The 24306-nt window shown below is 65.8% G+C and carries 27 protein-coding genes and 2 pseudogenes; 13 read left to right on the forward strand and 16 right to left on the reverse strand.

The window, feature by feature from the left end:
• The first annotated feature begins 24 nt into the window (after positions 1–24).
• Positions 25–234: an HVA1 family protein gene (locus tag QOC76_RS29125; RefSeq protein ID WP_526363107.1), complete on the forward strand. Its 210-nt coding sequence runs from the start codon at positions 25–27 to the stop codon at positions 232–234.
• Positions 235–240: 6 nt separating this feature from the next.
• Positions 241–579, forward strand: a complete 339-nt coding sequence (locus QOC76_RS29130) for a DUF3140 domain-containing protein (RefSeq protein ID WP_526363109.1) — start codon at positions 241–243, stop codon at positions 577–579.
• Here QOC76_RS29130 and QOC76_RS29135 read toward each other — a convergent pair.
• Positions 576–1463 (reverse strand): SCO6745 family protein, encoded by an 888-nt coding sequence (locus QOC76_RS29135; RefSeq protein ID WP_526363111.1) that lies wholly within the window; start codon positions 1461–1463, stop codon positions 576–578. The genes QOC76_RS29130 and QOC76_RS29135 overlap by 4 nt on opposite strands.
• A gap of 84 nt (positions 1464–1547) precedes the next feature.
• Here QOC76_RS29135 and QOC76_RS29140 point away from each other — a divergent pair, with 84 nt between their 5' ends.
• A complete protein-coding gene (locus QOC76_RS29140) occupies positions 1548–2078 on the forward strand; it encodes a DUF4333 domain-containing protein (RefSeq protein ID WP_526363113.1) in 531 nt (176 codons plus the stop codon).
• Here QOC76_RS29140 and QOC76_RS29145 read toward each other — a convergent pair.
• Positions 2075–2794, reverse strand: a complete 720-nt coding sequence (locus QOC76_RS29145; protein WP_526363115.1) for a FadR/GntR family transcriptional regulator — start codon at positions 2792–2794, stop codon at positions 2075–2077. The genes QOC76_RS29140 and QOC76_RS29145 overlap by 4 nt on opposite strands.
• A gap of 124 nt (positions 2795–2918) precedes the next feature.
• Between QOC76_RS29145 and QOC76_RS29150 the strand changes: the two genes are divergently transcribed.
• Positions 2919–3437, forward strand: a complete 519-nt coding sequence (locus tag QOC76_RS29150) for a gluconokinase (RefSeq protein ID WP_526363117.1) — start codon at positions 2919–2921, stop codon at positions 3435–3437.
• Positions 3434–4903: a GntP family permease gene (locus tag QOC76_RS29155; RefSeq protein WP_526363119.1), complete on the forward strand. Its 1470-nt coding sequence runs from the start codon at positions 3434–3436 to the stop codon at positions 4901–4903. The genes QOC76_RS29150 and QOC76_RS29155 overlap by 4 nt, the downstream gene beginning before the upstream one ends.
• A 31-nt stretch (positions 4904–4934) precedes the next feature.
• On the opposite strand, the gene QOC76_RS29160 is transcribed toward QOC76_RS29155, so the two are convergent.
• The 4 genes from QOC76_RS29160 to QOC76_RS29175 are packed head-to-tail and all read right to left on the reverse strand — an operon-like array spanning position 4935 to position 7471.
• Positions 4935–5426 (reverse strand): RDD family protein, encoded by a 492-nt coding sequence (locus QOC76_RS29160; RefSeq protein WP_526363121.1) that lies wholly within the window; start codon positions 5424–5426, stop codon positions 4935–4937.
• 41 nt (positions 5427–5467) lie between these two features.
• Positions 5468–6322: a DoxX family protein gene (locus QOC76_RS29165; RefSeq protein WP_526363123.1), complete on the reverse strand. Its 855-nt coding sequence runs from the start codon at positions 6320–6322 to the stop codon at positions 5468–5470.
• Between the two features lie 36 nt (positions 6323–6358).
• Positions 6359–6865 carry a DUF6328 family protein gene (locus tag QOC76_RS29170; RefSeq protein ID WP_526363125.1) on the reverse strand — a complete coding sequence of 169 codons (507 nt, stop codon included), beginning with the start codon at positions 6863–6865 and terminating at the stop codon, positions 6359–6361.
• Positions 6866–6913: 48 nt separating this feature from the next.
• On the reverse strand, positions 6914–7471 hold the full coding sequence (locus tag QOC76_RS29175; RefSeq protein ID WP_526363127.1) for a dihydrofolate reductase family protein: 558 nt from the start codon (positions 7469–7471) through the stop codon (positions 6914–6916).
• Positions 7472–7530: 59 nt separating this feature from the next.
• Here QOC76_RS29175 and xylB point away from each other — a divergent pair, with 59 nt between their 5' ends.
• The 3 genes and pseudogenes from xylB (at position 7531) to QOC76_RS29190 (ending at position 9966) form a co-directional block, all read left to right on the forward strand.
• Entirely contained in the window at positions 7531–8931 is a 1401-nt protein-coding gene (xylB, locus tag QOC76_RS29180) for a xylulokinase (protein ID WP_526363129.1), read from the forward strand.
• Between the two features lie 3 nt (positions 8932–8934).
• A pseudogene (locus QOC76_RS29185) lies at positions 8935–9632 on the forward strand (MBL fold metallo-hydrolase).
• 103 nt (positions 9633–9735) lie between these two features.
• Positions 9736–9966, forward strand: coding sequence for a DUF6400 family protein (locus QOC76_RS29190; RefSeq protein ID WP_526363131.1), 231 nt, complete (start codon positions 9736–9738; stop codon positions 9964–9966).
• Positions 9967–10197: 231 nt separating this feature from the next.
• Here QOC76_RS29190 and QOC76_RS29195 read toward each other — a convergent pair.
• The 3 genes and pseudogenes from QOC76_RS29195 to QOC76_RS29205 all read right to left on the reverse strand — a co-directional run bounded on the left by QOC76_RS29195 (position 10198) and on the right by QOC76_RS29205 (position 12631).
• Positions 10198–11154 (reverse strand): annotated as a pseudogene (locus QOC76_RS29195) (LLM class F420-dependent oxidoreductase).
• Between the two features lie 129 nt (positions 11155–11283).
• Positions 11284–12195: a LysR family transcriptional regulator gene (locus tag QOC76_RS29200; protein WP_526363133.1), complete on the reverse strand. Its 912-nt coding sequence runs from the start codon at positions 12193–12195 to the stop codon at positions 11284–11286.
• Between the two features lie 259 nt (positions 12196–12454).
• On the reverse strand, positions 12455–12631 hold the full coding sequence (locus tag QOC76_RS29205) for a hypothetical protein (protein WP_526363135.1): 177 nt from the start codon (positions 12629–12631) through the stop codon (positions 12455–12457).
• Between the two features lie 83 nt (positions 12632–12714).
• Between QOC76_RS29205 and QOC76_RS29210 the strand changes: the two genes are divergently transcribed.
• Positions 12715–13584 (forward strand): EamA family transporter, encoded by an 870-nt coding sequence (locus QOC76_RS29210; RefSeq protein WP_526363137.1) that lies wholly within the window; start codon positions 12715–12717, stop codon positions 13582–13584.
• Positions 13585–13655: 71 nt separating this feature from the next.
• Positions 13656–14009 (forward strand): nitroreductase/quinone reductase family protein, encoded by a 354-nt coding sequence (locus QOC76_RS29215; RefSeq protein ID WP_526363139.1) that lies wholly within the window; start codon positions 13656–13658, stop codon positions 14007–14009.
• 6 nt (positions 14010–14015) lie between these two features.
• Here QOC76_RS29215 and QOC76_RS29220 read toward each other — a convergent pair whose 3' ends face one another.
• Genes QOC76_RS29220 through QOC76_RS29235 form a run of 4 tightly spaced genes read right to left on the reverse strand, consistent with a single transcriptional unit; the run spans position 14016 to position 18074 of the window.
• Positions 14016–14876, reverse strand: a complete 861-nt coding sequence (locus QOC76_RS29220; protein WP_526363141.1) for an ABC transporter permease — start codon at positions 14874–14876, stop codon at positions 14016–14018.
• A complete protein-coding gene (locus tag QOC76_RS29225; protein WP_526363143.1) occupies positions 14873–15748 on the reverse strand; it encodes an ABC transporter permease in 876 nt (291 codons plus the stop codon). Before QOC76_RS29225 ends, QOC76_RS29220 begins: the two co-directional genes overlap by 4 nt.
• Before the next feature lie 4 nt (positions 15749–15752).
• Positions 15753–16925 carry a polyamine ABC transporter substrate-binding protein gene (locus QOC76_RS29230; protein ID WP_526363145.1) on the reverse strand — a complete coding sequence of 391 codons (1173 nt, stop codon included), beginning with the start codon at positions 16923–16925 and terminating at the stop codon, positions 15753–15755.
• Positions 16926–16982: 57 nt separating this feature from the next.
• Complete coding sequence (locus tag QOC76_RS29235) at positions 16983–18074, reverse strand: ABC transporter ATP-binding protein (RefSeq protein ID WP_526363147.1); 1092 nt, start codon at positions 18072–18074, stop codon at positions 16983–16985.
• 370 nt (positions 18075–18444) lie between these two features.
• Between QOC76_RS29235 and QOC76_RS29240 the strand changes: the two genes are divergently transcribed.
• Positions 18445–18873, forward strand: coding sequence for a type II toxin-antitoxin system Rv0910 family toxin (locus QOC76_RS29240; RefSeq protein ID WP_526363149.1), 429 nt, complete (start codon positions 18445–18447; stop codon positions 18871–18873).
• On the opposite strand, the gene QOC76_RS29245 is transcribed toward QOC76_RS29240, so the two are convergent.
• Both QOC76_RS29245 and QOC76_RS29250 read right to left on the reverse strand, forming a co-directional pair.
• Entirely contained in the window at positions 18870–20345 is a 1476-nt protein-coding gene (locus QOC76_RS29245) for an MFS transporter (protein ID WP_526363151.1), read from the reverse strand. The two genes, QOC76_RS29240 and QOC76_RS29245, sit on opposite strands and share 4 nt — an antisense overlap.
• A gap of 48 nt (positions 20346–20393) precedes the next feature.
• On the reverse strand, positions 20394–21545 hold the full coding sequence (locus tag QOC76_RS29250) for a DmpA family aminopeptidase (protein WP_526363153.1): 1152 nt from the start codon (positions 21543–21545) through the stop codon (positions 20394–20396).
• 61 nt (positions 21546–21606) lie between these two features.
• Here QOC76_RS29250 and QOC76_RS29255 point away from each other — a divergent pair, with 61 nt between their 5' ends.
• A complete protein-coding gene (locus QOC76_RS29255; protein WP_526363155.1) occupies positions 21607–23010 on the forward strand; it encodes a purine-cytosine permease family protein in 1404 nt (467 codons plus the stop codon).
• Here QOC76_RS29255 and QOC76_RS29260 read toward each other — a convergent pair.
• Positions 22968–23492: a GNAT family N-acetyltransferase gene (locus QOC76_RS29260; RefSeq protein WP_526363157.1), complete on the reverse strand. Its 525-nt coding sequence runs from the start codon at positions 23490–23492 to the stop codon at positions 22968–22970. The genes QOC76_RS29255 and QOC76_RS29260 overlap by 43 nt on opposite strands.
• A 201-nt stretch (positions 23493–23693) precedes the next feature.
• Here QOC76_RS29260 and QOC76_RS29265 point away from each other — a divergent pair, with 201 nt between their 5' ends.
• Positions 23694–24215 (forward strand): phosphate-starvation-inducible PsiE family protein, encoded by a 522-nt coding sequence (locus tag QOC76_RS29265; RefSeq protein WP_526363159.1) that lies wholly within the window; start codon positions 23694–23696, stop codon positions 24213–24215.
• Positions 24216–24306 lie beyond the last annotated feature (91 nt).

Consider the following 24306-nt stretch of genomic DNA (forward strand, 5'->3'; position numbering starts at 1 on the left):
CCGGCGAGCGGGTAGACCGACCGCATGAGCAAGGAATTCAAGAAAGGCGACAAGGTCAGCTGGCAGAGCCATGGCAGTACGGCCGAGGGCACCGTCGAGGAGAAGATCACCAGCGACACCAAGGCGGCCAAGCGCACCGTGCGCGCATCCAAGGACGATCCGCAATACCGGGTGCACAGCGAGAAGAGTGGCGATGATGCCGTGCACAAGCCCGAGTCGCTGAAGAAGAAGTGACCGACAGTGCCCGACGACAACAGCGATACCAAGAGGGAGTTCGACGACGCCGTCAACATGACGGCGACCGAACTGGAGAAATGGCTGGACACCGACGAGTCGAAGTCGGTGGGCCAGAAATCCGGTGGCAGCGGCGAGTCGACGGGGCATGAAAGCGGCCGCCACATCATCAAGATTCTCAAGTCGAAGAAGTCGGACCTGTCCGACAGCGACTACTCGCATATGCGCAAAGTCGTCGGTTACACGAAACGTCATCTTGCGCAGCGACCTTCCGGCGACGTCGAGAAAACTGCATGGCGCTACTCACTGATGGACTGGGGCCACGACCCCGTCAAGAAGAGCTAGAGCCGCGCGCTGTCGTCGTCGAGTTCATCCCGGTTGAGGCCCATGGGAGTGGCGGCGGGGACGCCCCCGCCCGCGACAACCGCCCTGGCGAGCGGGGTGAGAGCCCGAAAGAGGTCTTCGACTTCTGCGTCGTCGAGTCCCTCGAGTGCACTGAGGGCCAGCACATCGGTGGCGTCCTCGATGTGCTGTTTGAGCGCGCGACCGGCGTCGGTGAGTGCGCCGTGACCGTCTAACAGGCCGCGCTCGGTCAACCGGTTCGCATGGTGGCGCCACTGGTCCTCGTCGTAGTCCCGGCCGCGCATGATCATTTCCGGCGGAACCCGGCCTGCCGCGGCGTGCAGAACGTTGCACTCGCGGCCGGACAGTCCGGACGACGCCAACACGGCCACATGCGCATCGCCTCGCTGCTCGCGAAGCAGCGTCGTGGCATGCCACAACGTGGCCAGCGGTTCGGTGGGCCATGGCAGCGCTGAGTTGGCGGCGAACAAGGGTCTGCCGTCGAGTGGCGCGCTGCGCGCGGCCTTGGCGGCGAGGTCGGCGGCCTGCCGAACGCCGTCGTCCGTCAGCCCGTATCGCCGCAATGTGGCGACCGCGGAGTCCTCACGGGCACGCAACGCCGCGCCGGGCGGGGCGACTTCCCATGCGGCGGGTAGCGCCTTCGCCACCCGACTGGCGGCGAAGTTGTAGAACAGCGCGGTCACGACTTGCGCGGGCACGATTCCCAACGGAGCGGATCGTCCCGCGAAGTAACCCATCCAGAATCCGCGGTAGCCGAGACCATCGAATGCCGCCCGGCTTTCCGGCGAGAAGTAGGTCACGGCGTGCACCGGTTCGAACCGATCGAAGAACCGACGTGCCAGCCGTGGTTGCCTGCCCGTTGTCACAGTTAATTAGCTCCGTTCGTTTCTCCTGATACCGTCTGTCGAAATCCACGAGCCATGCAGATTTAGCAAACACCAGGAGGTTGGGTGCATCTACCGACTGCCGTTCTGGCTGCGGCCGGGTTGCTGTGCGGTGCGCTGTCCGGCTGCACTGTGAACGGCGGCGGCCTCAATGTACCCACGGTCTCCAGGACGGCACTGCAGCAGGACATCGCGCAGCGGCTCGCCGATGCCGGCGAGAAGCCGGAGTCGGTGACCTGCCGGCAGGACCTGGTCGGCGACGTGGGCACGACCGCCCACTGCGAGGTCGTCGTGAGTGCGAGCAACAGCTTCGAGCCGATCGTCACGGTCACCGCCGTCGACGGCGCGGCGATCGACTACGAGATGGCGCCCGCGGTGTCGCCACGACAACTCGAGGACGTCGTCGCGAGACTGGTCGCTGACTCCGGAGGGCCGCAGGTGAAAGTGGTGTCGTGTGAGTCGGGCCTGCAAGGCACGATCGGAGCGGTGGCCCACTGTGATCTCGATGCCGACGGCGTGTGGACGCCGCACACCGTGACGGTGTCCGGCGTCAGAGGTTTGATGATGACCTTCGAACTGCTGCCGCCGCCCGCCTAATCGGCGTCGACGGAGAACTCGTCGGCCACGGCCGCGGCGGCCTCGTCGATGATCGCGCGCATGGCGAGTTCGGCGGCGGCCTCATCGCGCAGCCGGATGGCGCGGGCGACCTCGTCATGCAACTCGATAGCCCTCGGATCCGGCGTGGCAGGCATCATGTGGTGGTGCGTGCGCCCGGTCAGTATCTCGGCCACAACATCGTTGAGGGCACGGAACATCTCGTTGCCGCTGGCCTCCAACAGTGTCCGGTGAAATACCTTGTCCGCCAACAGGTAGGACTCCAGATCACCGGCGCGCCCGTGCATCACCATGTCCGACGCCGCCGCTGCCATGATGCGGCATTGATGCGGATCCGCTCGGCGGGCGGCCAGCGCGGCCGCGGCAGGCTCGAAGCCCCGTCGAAGTTCGGACAGTGACACCAGAACGGCTGCCCGGTCATCGGATTCGAGGCGCCACCGGATCACCACCGGGTCGAAGACGTTCCATTTCTCCGAAGGCTGGATCGTGATGCCGACCCGGCGGCGGGACGCCACCATGCCCATCGACTCGAGCACCCGGATCGCTTCACGGGCAACGCTGCGAGAGACTCCGTGTTCGGCGCTGACGCCGTCGAGCGTGAGCACCTGCCCGGGCGGATGCTTCCCGGAAGCGATTCCGGTGCCGAGCGCGGCCAGCAGATTGCGATGCAACGCGCTGACGTTTGATGGCGATGCCACCTATACATCTTGTCATACGGTTGCTGTCGGTCTTTAACAGCAGATCTTTTTGTGACCTGCTTGCAATCATATGACGATTAATGCAAGCTGTGTGACGTCAGGCACAAAAGGGTAGGTGGTGTGGATGCGGTCACCGATCGTCGTGATGGGCGTTTCCGGCTCCGGCAAGTCGACGGTGGGCGCGGCGTTGGCGCAGCGCACGCGCATGCCGTTCGCCGACGCCGACGACTTCCATCCACCCGCGAACATCCAGAAGATGACGTCCGGCAAGCCGTTGAACGACGACGACCGGTTCCCGTGGCTGGAGGCGATCGGGCACTGGCTCGGCGTGCGCTGCAAAGACGGCGGCGTGATGAGCTGCTCGGCGCTGAAACACAAGTATCGCGACCAGCTGCGGCGGCATTGTCCAGAAGTCATCTTCCTTCACCTCGCCGGGTCACCGGAGGTGATCGGTCGGCGTCAGGCCAGCCGCCCGGGGCACTTCATGCCCGCGTCGCTGGTGGCTTCGCAGTTTCAGACACTCGAGCCCCTTGCGGCCGACGAACACGGCGTCACCATCGACGTCGACCAGGACATCGACTCGATAGTCGAAACCTATCTCGCGTTATCCGCCTCGCGCGCAACCGAACAGGAGACGAAATGACCCCGGCAATCACGGTCTTGGCGGCCGACACCGAGTTGGCCGAACCCGTCGCGGCCGGCTGGCAACTGGTGCTCGCCGCACTCGCGGGCATCGCGCTCATCGTCGTGTTGATCACCGTCGCCAAGCTGCATCCGTTCCTGGCGCTGATCTTCGGCGGCATCACCGTTGGCATCGTGGCCGGGGTCAACATGGGCGATGTTCTGGAATCGTTCGCCGACGGATTCGGAACGACGGCGGCTGGGGTGGGGGTGTTGATCGCACTCGGGGCGATGTTCGCCAAACTGCTGGCCGACTCCGGCGGCGCCGACGAGATCGTCGACACCATCGTCGGCCACGCGTCGCCAAGGGCGCTGCCATGGGCGATGGCGCTGGTCGGCGCGATCATCGGCCTGCCGATGTTCTTCGAGATCGGCCTGGTGTTGCTGATGCCGGTGATCTATCTGGTGGCCAAGCGCTCGCAGCTGTCACTGGTCACGGTCGGAATACCGGCGCTGGCAGGGCTTTCCGCCATGCACGGACTGGTGCCGCCGCACCCCGGGCCGCTCACCGCCATCGACCTGCTCGGCGCCGACCTCGGCATCACACTGGCGCTCGGTGTCGCTGTCGCCATTCCGACAGTGATCGTGGCCGGGCCGCTGTTCGGACGTCTGGCAGGGCGCTGGGTGGTTCTGGATGTGCCCGACCGGTTCGACGCCGACGACTTCGGCGGTAACGGGGGAGCCGGGGCCGCCGCGGGTGAGGTGGAAGCGGGCGGAGCCGGAGCGGCGACGCAAACCGCCACGCGCACGCAACGTCAGCGTCCGTCGTTCGGCGTGACGCTGTTCTCGGTTCTGCTGCCGGTGGCGTTGATGATGGGCAAGGCGCTCGTCGACATCTTCATCGACGACGAAAACGCCACGCTGAGGCAGACTTTCGACATCATCGGCCGTCCCTTGATGGCGTTGTTGATCGCGGTCGTGGTCGGCATGTTCACGCTCGGTCGCGGTGCGGCCATGACGCGTGACCAGATCGCCAAGTGCCTGGAGACATCGTTGCCGCCCGTCGCGGGCATCATCTTGATCGTCGCCGCAGGCGGCGGGTTCAAGCAGGTCCTCGTTGACACCGGCATCGGTACGAAACTGGCCGAATGGGCTACCGCGGCCCATATCTCGACCATCCTGTTGGCCTGGGTGCTCGCCGTATTGATCCGGCTGGCAACGGGGTCGGCGACGGTCGCCACGATCACCGCATCCTCGTTGATGCTCGGGTTGGTCGAGGGGATGAGCACCGGAGAGGTGTCGCTGATCGTGCTCGCCGTCGGAGCGGGCTCGGTCTTCTTCTCCCACGTCAACGACGCCGGCTTCTGGCTGGTGAAGGAGTACTTCGGGATGAGTGTGGGTCAGACCATCAAGACCTGGTCGTTGATGGAGACCGTGCTCTCGGTCACCGGGCTGGTGCTGGTGCTGCTGCTCGGATTGGTGATCTGAGCGCCCGGACGCACGGAGGAAGTAGACCCGGTCAGCCCTTGACGACCTGGGTGCCGCCGGCCAACTCATCGTGCTTGCCCTGCTTGGTCGGGCTGCCGTTGATGGTCAGCGCGATCACGACGATGGCGATGAACCCGAGCAGCCCGCCGATGATCGGAATGATCGGAAACAGCGTCCACGCGTTGCGGATTGCGGACTGCTGAGCAGTCGGCTTAGGGGCACCGCCGGGGCCGTGCACACGTAGACCGAGGAGCTTCTTGCCGGGCGTCCAGCCCTGGGTGATCTCGAATGCCAGGAAGTAGACGAACGTCAGTGCCCCGGTGAACAAACCCGTCACCCAGTAGTTGGACAACGTGTCGGTGACGAGGAACAGCACAACGCTGGCGATCCCGACGATGAGCCCGTCGATGAGACGGGCGAAGAACCGAACGGCTAACCCGCCCGCTTCGAGGTTCGCGGGAAACGGTGGCGGATATTTCCTCGGATCGCTTCCGTACTGTCCTGGCGCCGGATCGGTTGTCATAAGCGGTCAATCTACCGACCGGCTCGCACGCAGGGTGCGACTCAACTCAAGCGGCGGCGCTGTTTCTTGGACTGCTTCTTGGACTCTTTCCTTGCGGTGACGGCAAGATCGCCCGCCCGGTCACGCGCGGCTTCGGCGCGTCCGCGCGCCGCGTCGGCGAACTCGGGTGCGCGATCGCGTGCGACCTCGGCCAGTTCCGCGGCGCGTCCGCGGGCGGCCTCGGCCAGCTCGGGTCCGCGTTCGCGCGCGATCTCGGCAAGTACGGCGGCGCGCTCACGCGCTGCCTCGGCGATTTCCGGTGCGCGGTCACGAGCGACGTCGGCCAGTTCGGCACCGCGTTCCCGGGCCGCGTGCAGGCCGTGGCCCAACCTTTCGGCGATGGCGCTGTCGGCCAGCGCCCCACCGGTGGCGGCGCCGACCGGAAGTGCGGAGCTGACGGCCTCGGACATCTTGCGCGCCGCGCGGCGGCCACGCCATCCGAGCGACGGCTTGCCCTCGGTGTCCACCGCGGCGATGATCAACCCACCGAGCAGGCTCAGGTCGGTGAGGAAGGCGCGGCGCTCGTCGGCCTTGCGTTGGGGGTCGGAGGCGTTCCAGAACATGTGGCCGCCGATGCTGCCCGGAACAACGGTGAAGGCCAAAGCCGCAGAGGCCAACCGCGGCGCCTTGCCGGTGGCCAACAGCAGCCCTCCGCCGACCTGCACCGCGGCGTTGATCCGCGCGAAGGTCTCGGCATCCGACGGCACCTTCGTGCCGATCGGATCGGGGAGCTGGCGGATGCCCTCGAGGGCAGGTCGCGCCGCGTCGGCGGCGGGTTTGGGATTGCGAAGGGCATCCACACCCTGCCCGATGAAAGCCACTGACAGCAGGGGGCGCGCGATTCGTCGGATCAACATGGTCGGGGGGTTCCCCCGGCCAGCGCGGCACAAACGTCAATAAGACCTGTCGCTTCGGCGACGAAGCGGTAGCGGAACCAGGAACCAGAACGTAACGAACGCCGCCAGTGTGGCGCCGCCCGCAATCCAGGCACCGGTCCGTCCTACAACGGTGTTGAAAATGACCACGGCGACGCCGACGAGCGCCACACCGAGCAGGATCAGGCCCGCGAGGGCGCAGGCGTGGGAAGCCGACATGAGTGCATCCAAACGGTGCCTGCGAAACAACACCCTGTGCATGCCGACCGGCGCAACCAGCAGCACGGTCGCCCCGAGCGAACACGCGACCGTGACGAGGTAGGCCGTGCGCATCGTGCCGTCGAGTTCTGTGAAGCGTTGCTGAAACGGCAAGGTCAGCAGGAAACCGGTGAGCAGCTGAACACCGGTCTGACTCACCCTTAGCTCTTGCAGCAGGCTTGACCAATTACGGTCCAGCCGTTGTGCTTCGGTCTCGTCGCGATCGTCATCCCATCGCTTGTCCGCTTCGGGATGCTCGATGTCCACGACAACAGTGTGGCAGCACGACCGCACCCTATGAGCGGTTCGGCCGTTTCACCGGGTGGTGTACCGCAGCAAAACGATGCCCGACGCGAATGACTTCGGCGGTCCGGCCAACGTCAACGTCGACGTCGATCTAGGCGCGCCTTCGGGAAACAACCTGCGGCCGCGACCTTGGACGGCGGGGTGGACGAACAGCCGGTACTCGTCCACCAGGCCGGCCGCAATCAAGCTGTGGGCGAGGCTGATGCTGCCCGTGAGCACGATGTCGTTTCCGGTCTCGGACTTCAAGGCGCGTACCCGCCGCACGGGGTCGCGCGAGACGATCGTCGAGTTCATCCAAAGCGGGTCGGTCATCGTCGTCGAGACCACATATTTGGCCACCCCGTTCAGGTAGTCGGTGATCCCAGTCTTATCGTCGCTGCGACTCGGCCAGTAACCGCGGAAATCCTCGAAGGTACGGCGCCCGAGCAGCAGCGCGTCGGAGTCGGCGTCCTGGCGGTGGCTCTCGGCCAGTAACTCGTCGTCCTGTAACTGTGGGTCGAACCACTCGTCGAGCATCTCGATCGACCCGTCCAGCGTCATGTTCTGGGTGATCACGAGTTTTCGCATACCGGTACTGACTTCGCGGCGTGGGCGAACTCATCGCCCGTTTCGGGTAGCTTCGCAACGTGACCCTCGTTGCCGGCGTCGACTCCTCTACGCAGTCGTGCAAGGTGCTGGTGTGCGATGCGGATAGCGGTGAGATCGTGCGGTCCGGAACCGCTCCGCATCCCGACGGCACCGAGGTGGATCCTCAACTCTGGTGGGCGGCCCTGCAGGCCGCCGCCGAGAAGGCGGGTGGATTCGCCGACGTGCAAGCCGTCTCGGTGGCCGCCCAGCAGCACGGCATGGTCTGTCTGGACGGCGCGGGCCAAGTCGTCCGGGATGCGTTGCTGTGGAATGACACTCGCTCGGCAACGGCAGCCGATGAACTCGTCGACGAACTCGGCGGAGCAGGTGAATGGGCCAACCGCACCGGCGTGGTGCCGGTAGCCGCGATCACTGCGAGCAAGCTGCGCTGGCTCGCCGACCACGAACCTGAACACTGTGCCGCCACTGCGGCGGTGTGCTTGCCGCATGACTGGCTCACATGGCGGCTGAGCGGTTCGACCGACATCGGCGATCTGCGCACCGACCGCAGCGACGCCAGCGGAACCGGGTACTTCTCCGCAGAATCCGGCGCCTATGACCACGACCTGCTCGAAATGGCGACGCGAGGCAGGCGCCCCGGGCTGCCCACGGTGCTCGGCCCGCACGACGCCGCCGGCCACACGCCGACCGGCGCCATGCTCGGACCGGGTGCGGGCGACAACGCGGCGGCGGCATTGGGTCTGGGCGCCCAACCCGGCGACTGCATCGTCTCCCTCGGCACATCGGGTGTGGTGAGCGCGATCAGTCACACCGCACCGCATGACGCCGAGGGAATCGTCGCCGGATTCGCCGATGCGACGGGACGCCAACTGCCGTTGGTCTGCACCCTCAACGGGGCGCCAGTGCTGGCTGCGGTCGCGTCGATGCTCGGCGTGGACTACGACGAGCTGGACCGGTTGGCGTTGTCGGCGCCGACGGGTGCGGGCGGGCTGACACTGGTGCCCTACCTGGAGGGTGAACGGTCACCGAACCTGCCGAACGCCGCCGGGGCTCTGCAGGGGATGACGGCGCGCAACCTGACCGCTGCCAACATCGCGCGCGCCGGTGTAGAGGGACTGCTTTGCTCGCTGGCGTACTGCCTCGACAAGATCTCGGCCCATGGCGTGGACGCCCAGCGGATCATTCTGGTGGGCGGAGGGGCGCGTTCCGAGGCGGTTCGCGTCATCGCGCCCGCGATCTTCGGCAAGCCGGTACTGGTGCCCACACCCGCGGAATACGTGGCGCTGGGCGCGGCCCGACAGGCGGCTTGGACACTGTCGCAACAGGATTCACCGCCGGGGTGGTCATTCGGGATCACCACGATGTTCACCGCCGCCCCGACGCGCGAGGTGCTCGACCAGTACCGGCGGGCCCAGCCGCTGACGCTGGGCCAGAACTGACCGGTGAACCTGGCCTGGGAGCGGCTGGCCGAGGGCATACACCGTTGCCGTCTGCCGTTTCTCGACGTCACCGTCGGCCTGGTGTGCGGCAGGACGGGCACGCTGCTGATCGACACCGGAACGACATTGCTCGAAGCGAACGCCGTCAAGGCGACGTCGCGGAACTCGCCGGCGGCCTGGTCAACCATATCGTGTTGACGCACAACCACTTCGATCACATTCTCGGATCGTCGGCCTTCGCCGACGCAACGGTGTACTGCGCGCCCGAGGTGGCGGCGACAATCGCCAGTCGGACAGAAGAGCTGCGGGCAGATGCGGTGCGCCACGGCGCCGATGCCGACGAGGTCACGAGCGCCATCGCCGCGCTCCGGGTGCCCCGGCACAGGGCGGGTGAGGCGGGGCTGGACCTTGGCGGCAGATCGGTGACGATCATCCATCCCGGACCGGGGCACACCAATCACGACCTGATCGTCGTCGTGGCGGATGCGCAGCCTGCCGTCGTCTTCTGCGAGACCTCGTCGAGGAGTCCCGCGATCCGGTCATCGGTCCGGGACTCCGACCAAAAGGCCTGGCCCGCGACGCTCGGCCGGGTGCTCGTTGCGGGCGGGCCGGATGCGGCATATGTGCCGGGGCACGGGGCGGTCGTCGACGCGGAGTTCGTCCAGCGCCAGGGATGGATGCTGCGCAGCACTCAGGTGTGACTAATTTCGCACTCTCGACGTGACCTAATTCATTGCCTAACCCCGCACGCGTAGGGAACTCTTCCAGTCTTAAATCGCATGACTGAAAGATTGCAGGTGTCTCATGGCCGACCTCGACTTCGCCTATGACCTGACGCTGGACGAGTCCCGGCGGCGCACCGCGGTGCTGGAAGCGATCGGTGACGATTGGGACCCGATCGCCGTTCTCGCCGAGGAGAACAAGGCGTACGACATGCTCTACTCCGACCTCGACGACGAGCAGCAACGCATCTACGACGAACTGGTCGGTGCGGGAGTCCTCCCTGATCGGGATGGTGACCGTGTTACCGATTGATCCGACCGCAGACCGAGCCCGTCGCGCCTGGCTCGAGTGCCCCCGCTGCGAGCACGGTCGCGCGTGCGGAGATTGTCAGAGCGCCCGCAACTGCGCCACCCACTGGCAGTTCCTGCTGGCCAACCAGGGCACTTTGGTGCACCTGCAGTGCCCCACCTGCGCCCATGTGTGGTCGACCGACACCCGCATGCGGGGCTCTCGGCGGTCCAAAGCCGCCTGATTCGCGGCCTCTTAGTTCCGTAGCTGCGGCAGTACGTCGCGTTCCCAGCTGGTGAAGAACCCGTCCATGTCGGGTCCGATCTGCTGCACGTAGACCTCGTCGACGTCGGCGTCGAGATACTTCCGCACCTGTGCGATGTGCTTGTCAGCGTCGGGTCCGCAGGCGACGGATTCCGCGACGGCTTCGCGCGGCACCAGGGTCATCGCATCCGCGAAATCCTTCGCCGGGCAGCGTCTGCGCCAGCTGTCCCGGCAGGCCCTCGTTGGCCCACAGCCGGTGTGCGACGTCAAGGGCGGCGTCCGCGTCGCGGTTCCCAGCTGACCTTGGTTCCGGCCTGGACGGGTTTGTCGCCACCGCCTGCTCCCCGAAATGTCTTCACGAGTTCGGCGTCGGGCATCGCGATGCAGTAGCCGTCGCCGATCCGGCCTGCGAGTTCCGCGGCCTGGGGTCCGAAGCCGGAAACGTAGATCGGCACGGGTTGGTCGGGCAGCGTGTAGATACGTGCTTCCTGTACTTCGTAATACCCGCCCGTGATGGCTGATCTCGTCACCGCGGTGCAGCAGCCGGATCACGTCGACGGCCTCCTCGAGCATCTGCTGGCGAACGCCCACTGACGGCCACGCATGGCCGAGCACGTGTTCGTTGAGCGCTTCGCCGCTGCCGACGCCGAGAACGAACTTGCCGTCGAGTTGCACCCCGGCGGTCGCCGACGCCTGGGCGATGATGGCGGGGTGGATGCGGATGGTGGGACAGGTCACCGGCGTCGTGACCGGTAACGACGCCGCCTCCGACACCGCACCGATCACACCCCAGACGAACGGGCTCTGTCCCTGTTCGTCGTTCCAAGGGTGGAAGTGATCCGAAACCCAAAGTGCTTCAAAGCCTGCAGCTTCCGCGCGCTTCGCCTGTTCGACGAGCTCTTTGGGGCCGAACTGCTCGCATGAGAGGAAGTATCCGATCTTTGCCACGGACCGGCGCATGCCCAAACACAGCGCCTCTATGCGCGCGCGCCGAAGTTGCCCTCTCGATCGTCGGGTATCCGTGCTCGCGGCGCCGACATCGAGAGCATCCAGTGACTGTGCCACTTCGGTCTTGAGCTACGGAGCCGCCTCGGGGCGGGGCCAAACGGGCCACGGCAACGGCTCACCGAACGCCGGGCTCAGCCGGTCGAGCACCACACGCAGCGGCGGCCATGTCGCCCGGCCTCGCCGAGTCACGGCGTAGGCGGTCATCACCACGGCGGGATCCGAGAGCGAAAGCACGGTGACGCCGGGGTGTGTCGGCCTGTTGATCGGTAGCAGCCCGACACCGTGTCCGGACACGATCAGATCCTCCACCAGATCCAGGCTGTCGATTTCGTGGGCGATCCGCGGCTTGAATCCCGCGAGCGAGCCCAGCGTCCGGACGGCGTCCTCGTCGGCGGTGTTGCGCGAGTTGACGATCCAGGTGTGATCCGCGTACGCGCCGATGTCTGCCTGCCCGCCGGCGGGCACGGCCAGTCCCCATTTGACGGACCACAGCGCAACGGTTTCCAGCACGAGGCCGGGGGAGGCAGGCGCGAGGTTGTAGTCGTAAGTCAGCGCCAGATCGAGATCGTCGTTGGTGAGCATCGCGAACGCCTCGATCGGTTCGTATTCACTGATCAGGAATTCGACTTTCGGGTAACGCGTACCGATCTCGGCTACGGCGGGCAGCAGGGAGACGCGAATACCGGTGGCGAATCCGCCAACGCGGATGGTGCCCGCGGGCTCGGCATCGGGATCGAGGTCAAGGCGTGCGCTGTCGACGGCAGCCAGAATGGTGACGGCATGGTCTGCCAGGCGTTGCCCCGCAGGCGTCAGGCGCACGCGCCTGCCTTCAGGTTCGATCAACTGCGCGCCGGTTTCCTTTGCCAGCGCGGCAATCTGCTGCGACACGGTGGACGTGGTGAGGTGATGTACGTCGGCGACCGCGCGCATGGAGCCCAGCCGCGACAGGGCCAGCAGGAGTTGCAGTCGTCGGGTGTCCATCCACGGCTACCGCATCAGGCTGTCAGCCGAGAACCCCTCGGCGATCGCCTCGCGCGAGGTGAACAGCCAGCGGTCGTCCACGGGGACCAGCACGTCGCGATACGGGCCCAGTGATCGACACCGATGTCGGTGAGCGCCAGGAAGTAACTGCCCACTTCGACACGATCCCGGCTGACGGAACCGAATCGCATGCTCGAAACGTGATGGCGCACATGGGTCAACGGCACCGGATTCTAGGCGAATCGGCTCACCTGCGCTTTCAACCCTGCCACGATGGCCGTCGGTCCGACCATCGGTTCCCCGCCTGGGAACGTGAGGGAACCGTTTGGCGCGAAGCAGCCGCGACGTCATCGATTCGGTTGCGGTCGGTGCCCGCCGTGTAGTCGGCCAGCGTCTGCCGGGCGGACTCGCGGATCGCCAATTCCCAGGTCTCCATGCCTCTATCGTTCATGATTATTGGACAATATGTCCAGAAAAATCACGTGGACGTGAACGGTCTCGCTGCCGTTCAATGCAGATGTGACCGACAATCAAGCCCGCAGCGGCGCCTTCATGGCAATGGGGTCGATGGCGTGTGTGCAGGTCGGTCTGGCGATCGCGGTCACGCTCATCGACCGCATCGGCGTGGAGGGTGCGGCCTGGCTGCGGCTGGCCTGGGCTGGGGTGCTGATGCTCGTCATCGTTCGGCCCCGGCCCGCGGCGTTCACCAAAAAGACCTTCCTGGTGTGTGTGGTGCTCGGCGTGGTGACCGCCATGGTGACGATGCTCTTCATGGCTTCGGCGGGTCGGATCCCATTGGGCACGGCCAGCGCGCTGGAGTTCCTCGGACCATTGGGTGTCGCCGTCGCCAACGGCAGGGGTGGGGGTCGCGTGCTGTGGCCCGGCCTCGCCGCGATCGGCGTCGTACTTCTCACCCAGCCTTGGGCGGGCGCCGTCGACCCGATCGGCGTGCTGTACGCCCTTGGCGCGGCGGCATGTTGGGCCTGCTACATCCTGCTGACCCAGCGGGTCGGCGACGAGGTGGCCGGCATCAACGGGCTGGCGGTGTCGATGCCGGTGGCGGGCGTGGTGGCCACGATCGTTGTCGGGCCTCAGGTACTGCCCCGGATGACCCCGGACATCCTGTTGATCGGCATCGGTCTGGCGATCCTTCTGCCCGTTGTTCCGTTCGCGCTCGAGCTGATGGCGTTGCGCCGTTTGAACACGGCCGCGTTCGGGACGCTGATGGCGCTCGAGCCCGCCTTCGCAATGATCGTGGGCGCGCTGATCCTGCACCAAGAGCCCGGCTTGGCCGGCGTGGTCGGCATCTGTCTGGTGGTCGCCGCCGGTGTCGGCGCGGCACGCACGGGATCACGAAAAACGACGCCGGTGCCCGCCGAAGTCGGCTGAGCTATCGGGAATCGCAGCGGCGACTGACTAGTGCGACAACGGCTACGAAGCTCGTTGGTAGGTTGGACGACATGGCAAGGGGCATCTTCGACACGCCGGTGCTCGGCATCGTCAATAGGGCGTTCGTCGCGCTCATGAACGCCCCCGGCATCGGGCGGCTTATCGGCCGCGGGCTCGTCGTGATCCGCTACACCGGCCGTCGCTCCGGCAAGACGTTCGAGACCCCGGTGGGTTATCGACGCTCGGGCAACACGCTGACGATCAACGTCGTCGCACCCGACGGTAAGAACTGGTGGCGCAACTTCCTTGGCGAGGGCGGCCCGATCACCCTTGTGAAGCTGAACGGCCGAGACCAAAACCGGCACGCGGTCGCCGAAAGAGACGCGAGCGGCCGCGTTTCTGTGACCGTTCGACTGGACGGTTGAGACCGCTCAGGCGTCCAGCCTCTTGCGCCGATACAGCGTCCCGACACCGAGCAGGACGAGGCTGATGAGCAGGATTGCGGTGGCGAGCACATTGATCTGCGGTGGCACCGACGCCTTTACCGAGGCGTTGACGTAGAGGGGATAGGTCACCGCCGACCCGCTGACGAAGTAGGTGATGATGAAGTCGTCGAGCGACAGCGCGAACGACAACATCGCTGCAGCGATGATGCCGGGCACGATCAGCGGAAGCGTCACCTTGAAGAACGTGCGTGCCGGGTTCGCGCCCAGATCCATCGATGCGTCCTCGAGCGTCCAGTCGAATCCGCGCATGCGCGCCCGCACGGTCATCGCGATAAAGCTCACCTCGAAGGCAATGTGTGCCAACAGAATCGTCACGTATCCAGTGGCCCAGCCCAGGTCAAGGAACAGCACCAATAGCGATGCACCCATCACGACCTCGGGGGCGGTCAGCGGCAGCACCAGGAAGGTGTCGACGGCCCCACTACCCCGAAACCGTTGCCGGACGAGGGCTATGGCCACCAGCGTGCCGAGTACCAGCGCGATCGCGGTGGATACGGCCGCGACGTTGATGCTGAGCTTCAATGCGTCGGTGAGTGCCGGGTACTTGAACGGGTCGAGCCAGTTCTTCAGTGTGAAGCCCTGCCAGCTGTAGTTGAACTTGCCCTTCGGGTTGTTGAACGAGAACAGGATGATGACGAAGATCGGCAGGAATAGGTAGAGCAGCACCAAGCCGGCGATGACCCGCAGTATGACGTCGCCCCACTTCGGGCTTCCCTTAACGGTTTTCGGGGCCTTGTCCGCTTTTTCGGCCGCGTTCGCCACCGCGGCACCGGCCTGCGTCGTCATACCAGGTCCTCGGTGCCCAGCGCACGGGTGTACGCCAGCACGCCGACAAGAATGATGACCATCAGGACCATGCTGAGCGCGGCGGCCGCCGGGTAGTCCTTGACCACCAGGAACTGCTGCTGGATGACGTTGCCGATCATCGTCGTCTGCGTGCTCCCCAGGTACTCCGCGTTGATGAAGTCGCCCGCGGCGGGGATGAAGACCAGCAGGCTTCCGGCCAGGACGCCCGGCATCGACAGCGGCATAATCACCTTGGTGAAGCTGCGGGTGTTCGACGAGTACAGATCCTTCGTCGCCTCGATCAATCGGGGATCGATTTTCTCGAGGCTCACGTACAGCGGCAGGATCATGAAGATGATCCAGTTGTAGATCAGGCCGCCGATCACCGCCCAACTGGTCGACAGCAGTCGGCCGTCGCTTGGCAGCAGGTGGAGCGAGTCAAGGGCGCTCACCACCCAGCCGTCGTCGGCCAGAATCGTTTTCCACGCGATGGTGCGGATCAAGAAGGTGACGAAGAACGGGAGAATCACCAGCCCGAGGATGAGGTTCTTGTATCGGCCCGCCTTGAACGCGATGACATACGCCAACGGGTAGGCCAGCAGCAGACACACCACCGTGGCAACGAAGGCATACAGGAACGACCGCAGAATCTGGTCCTGATACCGGCTGAACGCGTCGGAGTAGTTACCGAAGTTCCACGAGAACTGCATCGTGGGCAGGAACACCGACCCGCCTTCGGTCGACAAGGACGTCATCGCCAGCGAGATGATCGGCCACACGAAGAAGATCCCGAGGTAGATGAGCGCAGGCGCGATCATCAAGTACGGAGCGATCTTGCTCCGCTGTCGACTGCTGGCGGCTACACCTGCCATTGGGTCAGGCGCCGGTGACCGCGGCGTAGGCGGTGTTGAACTTCTGCAGTTGCTCGTCTGAGAGCGCAGGCCAGCCCTTGGCCTTCGCGAGCATTTCCCTCGGCGGGTTGATCAACGGGTTCTTGGCCGCCTCCGGGTCCACCTTCGCCAGCTCGTCGGTCATATCCGACAGCACCGGAATGTACTGGACGAACGACACCAGCTTGGCGTAGTTGGCCCGGTCGTAGATGTAATTGATCCACTTCTCGGCCCAGTCCTGGTGCTGCGTCGTGTTGGGAATCACCATGGTGTCGACGAAGGTCGTGCCACCCGACTCAGGAATGATGAACTGCACGTCGGGGTTGTCTGCCTGCAGCTGCACCACGTCACCCGAATATGCTTGAGCGACAACGAGGTTGCCTGCGGCGAGATCATCGAGGTAGTCGTTGCCGGTGAAGCGGCGAATCTGACCCTTGTCCTTCTGTTCCTTGACCAGGTCGACGGCCTTCTGAATGCTCGCCTCGTCGGGTTTGTCGATCGACGCGCCCTGCGACAGCATGATCATGCCCAATGCGTCCTGGGTGTCGGAGAACAGGCTGACCCGGCCCTTGAACGCGGGATCCCACAGATCGTCTATGCCTTTGATGTCCCTGCCGGTCGCGGCCCTGTTGTAGCCGAGGCCAACGAAGCCGGACATGTATGGCGCGCTGAACTTGCGTCCCGGGTCGACGCTGGCCTCAAGAAGATCAGGCCGCAGGTTGTTGATGTTCGGGATGTTGGCGTGGTTCAACTCGCTGAGGAAGCCGAGCTGCTGCAGGCGTACGGCCATGAAGGTCGTCGGGACGGCCAGGTCTGAGCCGATGTCCTGCTTGCGCTGCAGCGGCTCCTTGACTTTGGCGAACCACTCCTCGTTGTCGTTGAGGTCCTCTTTGTAGTCGACTGTGATGCCCACTTTGTCCTGGAACTCCTTGACGAAGTCGGGGGCCATGTAGGCGGGCCAGTTGGAGATGCGCAATGAGCCCGACGCCGCCTCCTGGTTTCCACCGCCCCCCTTGCTACAGGCAGCCAAGAAGGTCGGGCCGAGGATCGCCGCCGCGGCAGCGGCCGCACCGCCGCCGATGAAGCGCCGGCGAGATGTGCGGTTGGAGGCGAGTCGAGCGGCAAGCTTGAGATCGAACGGAGTCATTTCTCGTGGCATGGCGACTGTGCCTTTCGTGGGATTCCGGGTGAAAGGGGACGGGTTGACGGCGGGCCGTCACGAGTCGTCGAGCATCTCCTCGAGGTCCTCGGTGGTGGGAATGTCGGCGGCGGGAAGCACCAGCGACGCCTCGGGCGCCCAGCTGACGTGAACCTTGTCGCCGGGCCGCAGCAGCGGCAGGTCCTGCTCGGGTCCGATGTGCGCGATGATCGCCGAGTCGTCGGCTGCGGCGAGCGAGAGCCGCACGACCGGTCCCTGGAAGGTGAGGTCGGTGACCGTGGCGGGCACCGTCGCGACATCGCCGGCGGGCGCATCCATCGACACCCGGACCCGTTCGGGGCGAATCATCAAGGTGGCGTGGCCACCGTGCTCGATGGTGGTATCGCCGGCCCTGGCCTTCAGCGAGCTACCCAGCACCTCGACCTGGACGAACTCGCGGTCGGCCCGACCGGTCTGCCGGCCCGCCCACAGGTTGGCCTGTCCGATGAAGCTGGCGACGAACACCGTTGCGGGCCGGTCGTAGATCTCGGTCGGGCTGCCGATCTGGTCGACGTTGCCCGCATTCATGACCGCGATGCGGTCGCTCATCGTCAACGCTTCCTCTTGGTCGTGGGTCACGTAGACGAACGTGATGCCGACCTCGCGTTGGATGCGCTTGAGCTCGAACTGCATCACCTGCCGCAGCTTGAGGTCGAGAGCGCCGAGCGGTTCGTCGAGCAGCAGCGCGCTGGGGTAGTTCACCAGTGCGCGGGCCAGCGCCACGCGCTGTTGCTGTCCGCCGGAGAGCTGCGCGGGCTTGCGCTTCGCGAAGTCGGTCAGGCGCACGATCTCGAGCAGCTCGTCGACGCGCCGCTTCACTTCTCCTTTTCCCTTGGCCCTATCTATCTTTTGGCTGCGCGGCCCGTAGGCGACGTTGTCCCACACCGTCATGTGGGGGAACAGCGCGTAGTGCTGGAACACCGTGTTGACGTTGCGTTTGTGTGGCGGCACCCGCGAGACGTCGCGGCCCTCGAGCCGGATGGCGCCCTCTGTCGGGGTTTCGAACCCGGCGATCATCCGCAGTGTGGTCGTCTTGCCGCAACCGGATGGCCCCAGCAGCGAGAAGAACTCGCCGGAAGCGATGGAGAAGTCCGCTTCGTTGACGGCCACGTAGTCGGTGAAGCGCTTCGTGACATTGTCGATCTCGACGACCGGACTGCCCGTGGTGCGGGCGGCCCCTTCTTGTCCAGTCGACTGGTCCGCGTCGGTGGTGTGTATGCCGGTCAGGGCGAGTCCTCCCTAAAGCCCCCGTAGCTTTCGGGTAAACAATCGCGGATTCCGTCGGCCTTCGCAAGCGATTCCGCAACGAATTTACATATTGACAATGGAATCACTCGTCCGAGTCGCGATCGGCAAACAGATTTCGCGGATGCGGCCGCAACTGCCCCCGGCTGACCATGGCCAGCCGATTCGCGCAGCGGATCGCGCGAGACCTGTCAGTTTAGTTTCGTCACCCCGTTGTGCGGGGTACGAAAGCGTTATGGCGACGATTGACGTGACGGTAAAGACCGACCTCGCCCCCGAGCAAGCCTGGAAGCTGGCGTCAGACCTCCACCGCTTCGACGAGTGGTTGACCATCTTCGGCGGCTGGCGCAGCGAGGTGCCTACAGCAATCGAAGTCGGCACCTGCGTCTCGTCGTGCATCAAGGTCAAGGGATTTCGCAACATCATCCACTGGCGGGTGACGCGCTACGAGGAGCCCAGGCTGATCTCGATGAGCGGTGCGGGCCGCGGCGGCATCCGCATCAATCTGACCATCGAGGTTCTCGACGACCCGCCGGGTTCGAAGTTCAAGGTCTCGGCCGAGCTGAAGGGCGGCCTGCTGAGCACGAGGATCGGACAACTGGTCGCGAAGGTGCTGCAGTCGGAGATCCGCAAGTCGGTGACCAACCTGGCCGCATTGCGCTAGCCCCATTCGTGGTTCATGGCACGCGATTCGTAGCGCGCCTCGACGGTATCGACACCACCCGTCTTCACCCGGGACAGGGCGATCAGCACCATCGCCGCCGCGCCGGTCACGGCGCCGCCGCCGAAGATCGCGACGAAGCTGCTCTCCATCGGCACCGAGGTACCACCGGCGGTTCGGCCCAACAGGACCGCGACGAGCGCGGCCGCAATAGAGCTTCCGATCGTGCGCGCGATCGCGTTCATGCCGGTGGCAACGCCCGTTTCGGCAGCGGTCACCTCGCTGACGACCAGCGCGGGCAGCGCGCCGTAGCCGAGGCTGATGTAGGCATTGGCCAGGATGCTGGCGACGATGACCTGCCAGGGGGCGGAGTGCACGAACGCGATGAACAGGAACCCGGTGATGCCCGCGGCGGCCGCGACGACGAGCACCGGCCGGGCGCCGAAGCGGTCGATGAACCTGCCGCTGATCAATGCGACGAGGAAACCGGTGACGGCGCCGGGCAGCAGGTAGACGACGCTGGCCTCGAGCACGGTTGCGCCGAAGCCGTATCCCGCCGCCTGGTGCGGGATCTGGACGAACTGTGTCAGGCCGAGGAAGGCGAAGTACAGGCCCATGCCCACGAAGACGGTGGCGAGGTTGGTTAGCAGGATCGGGCGCCGGCTCAGCATCTTCGTCGAAACCAGGGGCTGCTTGGCCCGCCGCTCCCAGAACCACCAGCCGACTGTGATCAGGATGCCGCCCGTCGCGCACACCAGCGTGCGCGGTGACGTCCAGCCCCAGCTGTGACCCTGGGTGATCGCCAGCAGGACCGCCGACAGTCCGGCCGCCAGGCCGGCGGCGCCGAGCCAGTCGATCGACCCCGTTGCGCTGCGCGGCCGTGCGGGCACCGCGAGGACCACGATGGCGATCACGACGACGGTGAAGGCGGTGGTCAACCAGAAGACGCGGTGATAGTCGGCGCCATGGTTCACCAGCAGGCCGACGACCACGAGTCCGGTGCCGCCGCCGAAGCCCAGCGTTCCCGACAGCACCGACATCGCCGACACCATGCGGTCTTCGGTCAACTCCTCGCGGAGGATCGCGACGCCGACCGGATAGAGCGCGTACGAGGCGGCCTGCAGAATCCGCCCCACGATCAGCAGCGCCAGCGATGAGGTGGTGGCAGCGAGTATCGAACCCGCCAGCACCACGGCGAGCACGACCAACAGCACGCGTTTCTTGCTGTGCAGATCGGCGAGGCGGCCGATCAACGGCGTGGCCGCCGCAGCGGCGAGTAGGTTCGCCGTGACCGCCCAGCTCACTCCGACGGCGGAGCTGTTGAGTTGGTCGGCGATGATGCCGAGCACGGGAACGACCGCCGTCTGCAGGACGGCGACCGTCAGGACGACGATGCTGAGCCCGACGATCAGCGCCCGTGGTCGTCGAAGCCGCTGATAGTGACGTGTGGAGTGTGTCGGTTGCGCCCTGACCACTCCATGCTCCGATCGTTAGCCCGTCTTCGGTTCCGTCGATTATGTCCTTCACCCCATCAGCGCCGACAACCGCTCGAGTGGAAGGCGTGGCGAGCGGTGGCCGTCGCGGCCCACCATGTCGTAGTTGACGATCAGCGCGTTGAGCACCGCTTCCTCGACGGACTGCACGACGGCGGTGTAGAGATCGTCCATCCGGCCCCACGGAACGAACGAGATGGTGCCGAACTCGTCGACGCCGGCCGGACCGACCGGAAACGCGCTCGCCAGCCCGGGCACGTCCGCTGTCGAGAAGGCCAGGAAGATGTCACCGGAGAAATGGCTGCCCGAGGTTCCGGTTCGGGCCAGCCCGAGCGGAACACGTCTGGCGAGTGCCTTGCACTGACCGGGCAACAGGGGCGCATCGGTGGCGACGACGGCGATGACAGATCCCGCGCCCGGTGGTGGCTTGAGTCCGAGGTCAACCTCGAACCAGTCGCCGTCCAGCGGATCGTCGTCGAGCAGTTCGGGGCCGATAAACCTTCCTGCAACGGTCAATTCGGCGCGAGAACCGAAGTTGGCCTGGACGAAGGCGCCCACGGTGAAGGCGGCCTCGCCATAGCGGACCAACCTCGATGCGGTGCCGTTGCCGCCCTTGTACCCATAGCAGTTCATGCCCGTGCCGCCGCCGACCGAGCCCTCGCCGACCGCGCCCGTGGTGGCGGCGTCCAGCGCCGATTCGACGTGCTCCGGGCGGACGTGGCCGCCGTTGATGTCGTTGAGATAGCCGTCCCACGTCTCGGCGCACACGGGCAGCAGCCACTGGCGCGCCAGCCGCGGGTCGACCCGGTTGACCCACCGAATGACGCCGGTGTGGCAGGCGCCCACCGCATGCGTATTCGACAACACGACCGGCAGATCGAACGACCCGGCCTCCTCGATCCAGGTGGTGCCGGTCATCTCGCCATTGCCGTTGAGCGAATACCAGCCGGCCGCACACGGTTCGCCGACCCCGGCGCGGCCTCGCGGCAATATCGCGGTGACACCGGTGCGGACGGGACCCGTGCCGACGACGAGCGGGCCCTCGCCGTCGATCAACGTCGTCACACCTACCTCGACTCCGCCGACGTCGGTGATGGCGTTGAGCGGTCCCGGCTCACCGGGCGGCGCGATGCCGAGCGCCCGGGCCCGCGGCCGGCCGTCGACGGTGTGTGTTGTGCTCACGTCAGGGAATCTAGGCGGACACGGCGTCTGCCGCGTTATCTCGTCATGGTCGAATGGACCCATGACACAAGGCGGCAGATCCGGAAGCGCGCTGACCGCGCCGAGTTTCAGCGGCCGTACGCCGTCCGGCACGGGGGACCTGTCGGTCGAGACGCACGGCATCGCGCCGATCAGGGAGGACCAGCGCTACGGCAGCACGCGAAGGCTGTTCAGCGTGTGGTTCGCGCCGCAGGTCAACATGACCGGTGTCTTCACCGGTGCACTGGCGATCGCGCTGGGGCTCGGGTTCTGGCTCGGCATGCTCGCCATGGTGATCGGGACGGTGCTGGGGTCACTGGTGGTGGGCTACCTGTCGACGTGGGGTCCGCGCACAGGCACGGCCCAGCTGCCGAACTCTCGGATGGCTTTCGGCGGCGGGGTGATTCTTCCCGGTGTGCTGCAATGGCTTTCGTCGATTGCGTGGGATGCGCTGGTCGGGTTGTTCGGTGCGGAAGCACTTGCCGTGTTGCTCGGCATCCCGTTCTGGAGCGCGGTCCTCATCGTGCTCGCCGTGCAGGGCGCGGTCGGGTTCTTCGGCTACGAGATGATCCATCGAATCCAGGCAGTGCTGACGGTGGTTCTGTTCGTCACCTTCGTCGTGTTCGCCGTCAAGCTCGCGGCAGGCCACGAGGTCGTCGCGCCGCCCGCGGTGCACGGGGCCGACCTGGTTGGGGCGTTCATCCTCGAGGTCACCATCGCACTGAGCCTGTCCATCTCGTGGGCCAGCTATGCGGCGGACTTCAGCCGTTATCTGCCCGCCGACTCCTCCCGCCTTCGTGTCTTCGGGTTCACGTTCGCCGGAATCGTTTTGGCGTACACCTTTGTTCAGGGCATCGGCATCGCGGCGGGCGATCTGGTGTCCGAGCACACCGCCGAGGGCGTGCGGACGGTGATGGGCGGCGGCATCATCGGGGCGCTGGCACTACTCATCATCGCGCTGGCGTCGATCGGCTCGGGCGTGATGAACGACTACAGCGGATCGCTGGCATTGCAGACCATCGGGGTGCGCGTGCGCAGGCCGATCTCGGCGGTCGTCGTCACCGTGATCGCGTTCGGGCTGATCCTGTGGCTGCACGGCGGTGACACGGCGTCCCGGTTCGAGAACATGCTGCTTCTGGTCAGCTACTGGATCCCGGCGTTCGTCGCCGTGGTCGTCATCGACTGGGCGCTGCGCGTGCGAGGGCGTCCGACGATCAATCCCGCCGAGGAGCACACCGGCCGCGGCGACGCGATCGCTGCGGTGGTCGCGTTCGTGCTCGCCTACGCCGCCGCGGTGCCGTTCATGAACATCTCGCTGTTCACCGGTCCCGTCGCCAGGGCGTGGCACGGAGCCGACATCGCCTACTTCGTCAATTTCCTTGTCGCAGCGCTTTTTTACGGCGGTTACCGGCTGTTGCGGTCGCGTCCCGCGAACTTGGACAGGTAGAGCCAGGTGGGTCGGTAGCCGCGTCGTTCGTACAGCCGGATGGCGTGGTGGTTGCCGGCCAGCGCGCCCAGGATGAGGTCCTCGACGCCGAGGTCGTGCAGATGTGCCTCGAGACGCTCGAGCAGTTCTGAGCCGAGGCCACTTCCGCGGTATTCGGGCAACACGCTCAGCGACTCGATCTCGCCGATCCGGTCGCCGGTCCGCCAGGTGTCCTCGATCCACGAATCCGCCACCGGCATCACGTGGGTCAAGCCGTAGCCGATCGGTTGCTCGTCGACGAGTGCGATCAGCAGCAGGGTCTCCGGTTTCGCCAGCAGCCCTTCGTAGAGCGTTCTGCGGGCAGACCAAGTTCCGGCGTCGTCCACATACGGAGCAAGCTCGGGCATGGACTCGCAGTGCCGGTGATGTACAGCGACCCACAGTGGTCCGACCAGATCGAGATCGTCTGCGTTGCCTTCCCGCAGCCGCCACGCAGTCGCCATCCGGTCACGCTAGCTCAACCGACCCGGAGAGGATCTCGGTCATCGCGGTGTTTAATTAATGTCCATGCGCCCGGGAACCGTCGCGACATCGGCAGCCACGGTCTTCGTCTCGGCTGTGGTCGGACGCCTGGCGAGTCGGCCCGCTGACTCCGGCTGGTACGCCAGGCTGCGGAAACCGTCGTTCCGGTTGAACCGCTGACCATGGCGCAGCAGTCGGAATCCGAGGGAGACGAGGAGCGCCAGCGCCTCGCCGACCGAGTTCTGGGCAGGCTGGAAGACGCGGTCTATTGGGGGATCGCGCTGGTTCTGATCATCGGCTCGGTCGCGCTGTTGATCGCACAGTTCAACACCATGTTGACGCTGCGCACCGGGCCCGCGAAAACCGTGATGCTCGAGATCCTGGACGGCCTACTGCTCATCTTCATTTTCGTCGAGCTGCTCTACGCCGTGCGGGCCTGCCTGCGATCACACGAGATCGTGGCAGAACCGTTCCTGATCGTCGGCATCCTGGCCGGCATCAAGGAGATCGTCGTGCTGTCCGTCGAGGCCGCGACGCTGCTGGACAAGGGGCCCGCCTTTGCCCGCGCGGTCGTCGAGATCGGCGTGCTCGCCGGCGTCGTTCTGGCGCTGGCTCTGGCCGCCTTCGTGCTGCGTGAACGTCGTCGGGACACACAGGACGTCGGCGAGGATTGCGCAGACGAAGAGCAGCCCTCGAAAACCTGACGGCCCGGCTGCGGATGACGGCCGAGCGCTCGCTCTCGTACAGATTCGCAGGTCGAAACCGTACGTGAGTGATCGTTCGCGGACGCTAGCC

Origin of the sequence: Mycobacterium sp., from assembly GCF_032159565.1 — a bacterium.
Classification (GTDB): Bacteria; Actinomycetota; Actinomycetes; order Mycobacteriales; family Mycobacteriaceae; genus Mycobacterium.

What these genes read in the sequence shown, in the direction of transcription:
- QOC76_RS29125 (WP_526363107.1), top strand. Translation starts at nt 25, where the DNA reads ATGAGCAAGGAATTCAAGAAAGGCGACAAGGTCAGCTGGCAGAGCCAT.
- QOC76_RS29150 (WP_526363117.1), top strand. Translation starts at nt 2,919, where the DNA reads ATGCGGTCACCGATCGTCGTGATGGGCGTTTCCGGCTCCGGCAAGTCG.
- QOC76_RS29155 (WP_526363119.1), top strand. Translation starts at nt 3,434, where the DNA reads ATGACCCCGGCAATCACGGTCTTGGCGGCCGACACCGAGTTGGCCGAA.
- QOC76_RS29160 (WP_526363121.1), bottom strand. Translation starts at nt 5,426, where the DNA reads ATGACAACCGATCCGGCGCCAGGACAGTACGGAAGCGATCCGAGGAAA.
- QOC76_RS29165 (WP_526363123.1), bottom strand. Translation starts at nt 6,322, where the DNA reads ATGTTGATCCGACGAATCGCGCGCCCCCTGCTGTCAGTGGCTTTCATC.
- QOC76_RS29175 (WP_526363127.1), bottom strand. Translation starts at nt 7,471, where the DNA reads ATGCGAAAACTCGTGATCACCCAGAACATGACGCTGGACGGGTCGATC.
- QOC76_RS29190 (WP_526363131.1), top strand. Translation starts at nt 9,736, where the DNA reads ATGGCCGACCTCGACTTCGCCTATGACCTGACGCTGGACGAGTCCCGG.
- QOC76_RS29200 (WP_526363133.1), bottom strand. Translation starts at nt 12,195, where the DNA reads ATGGACACCCGACGACTGCAACTCCTGCTGGCCCTGTCGCGGCTGGGC.
- QOC76_RS29205 (WP_526363135.1), bottom strand. Translation starts at nt 12,631, where the DNA reads ATGGAGACCTGGGAATTGGCGATCCGCGAGTCCGCCCGGCAGACGCTG.
- QOC76_RS29215 (WP_526363139.1), top strand. Translation starts at nt 13,656, where the DNA reads ATGGCAAGGGGCATCTTCGACACGCCGGTGCTCGGCATCGTCAATAGG.
- QOC76_RS29220 (WP_526363141.1), bottom strand. Translation starts at nt 14,876, where the DNA reads ATGACGACGCAGGCCGGTGCCGCGGTGGCGAACGCGGCCGAAAAAGCG.
- QOC76_RS29225 (WP_526363143.1), bottom strand. Translation starts at nt 15,748, where the DNA reads ATGGCAGGTGTAGCCGCCAGCAGTCGACAGCGGAGCAAGATCGCTCCG.
- QOC76_RS29230 (WP_526363145.1), bottom strand. Translation starts at nt 16,925, where the DNA reads ATGCCACGAGAAATGACTCCGTTCGATCTCAAGCTTGCCGCTCGACTC.
- QOC76_RS29240 (WP_526363149.1), top strand. Translation starts at nt 18,445, where the DNA reads ATGGCGACGATTGACGTGACGGTAAAGACCGACCTCGCCCCCGAGCAA.
- QOC76_RS29255 (WP_526363155.1), top strand. Translation starts at nt 21,607, where the DNA reads ATGACACAAGGCGGCAGATCCGGAAGCGCGCTGACCGCGCCGAGTTTC.
- QOC76_RS29260 (WP_526363157.1), bottom strand. Translation starts at nt 23,492, where the DNA reads ATGGCGACTGCGTGGCGGCTGCGGGAAGGCAACGCAGACGATCTCGAT.
- QOC76_RS29265 (WP_526363159.1), top strand. Translation starts at nt 23,694, where the DNA reads ATGGCGCAGCAGTCGGAATCCGAGGGAGACGAGGAGCGCCAGCGCCTC.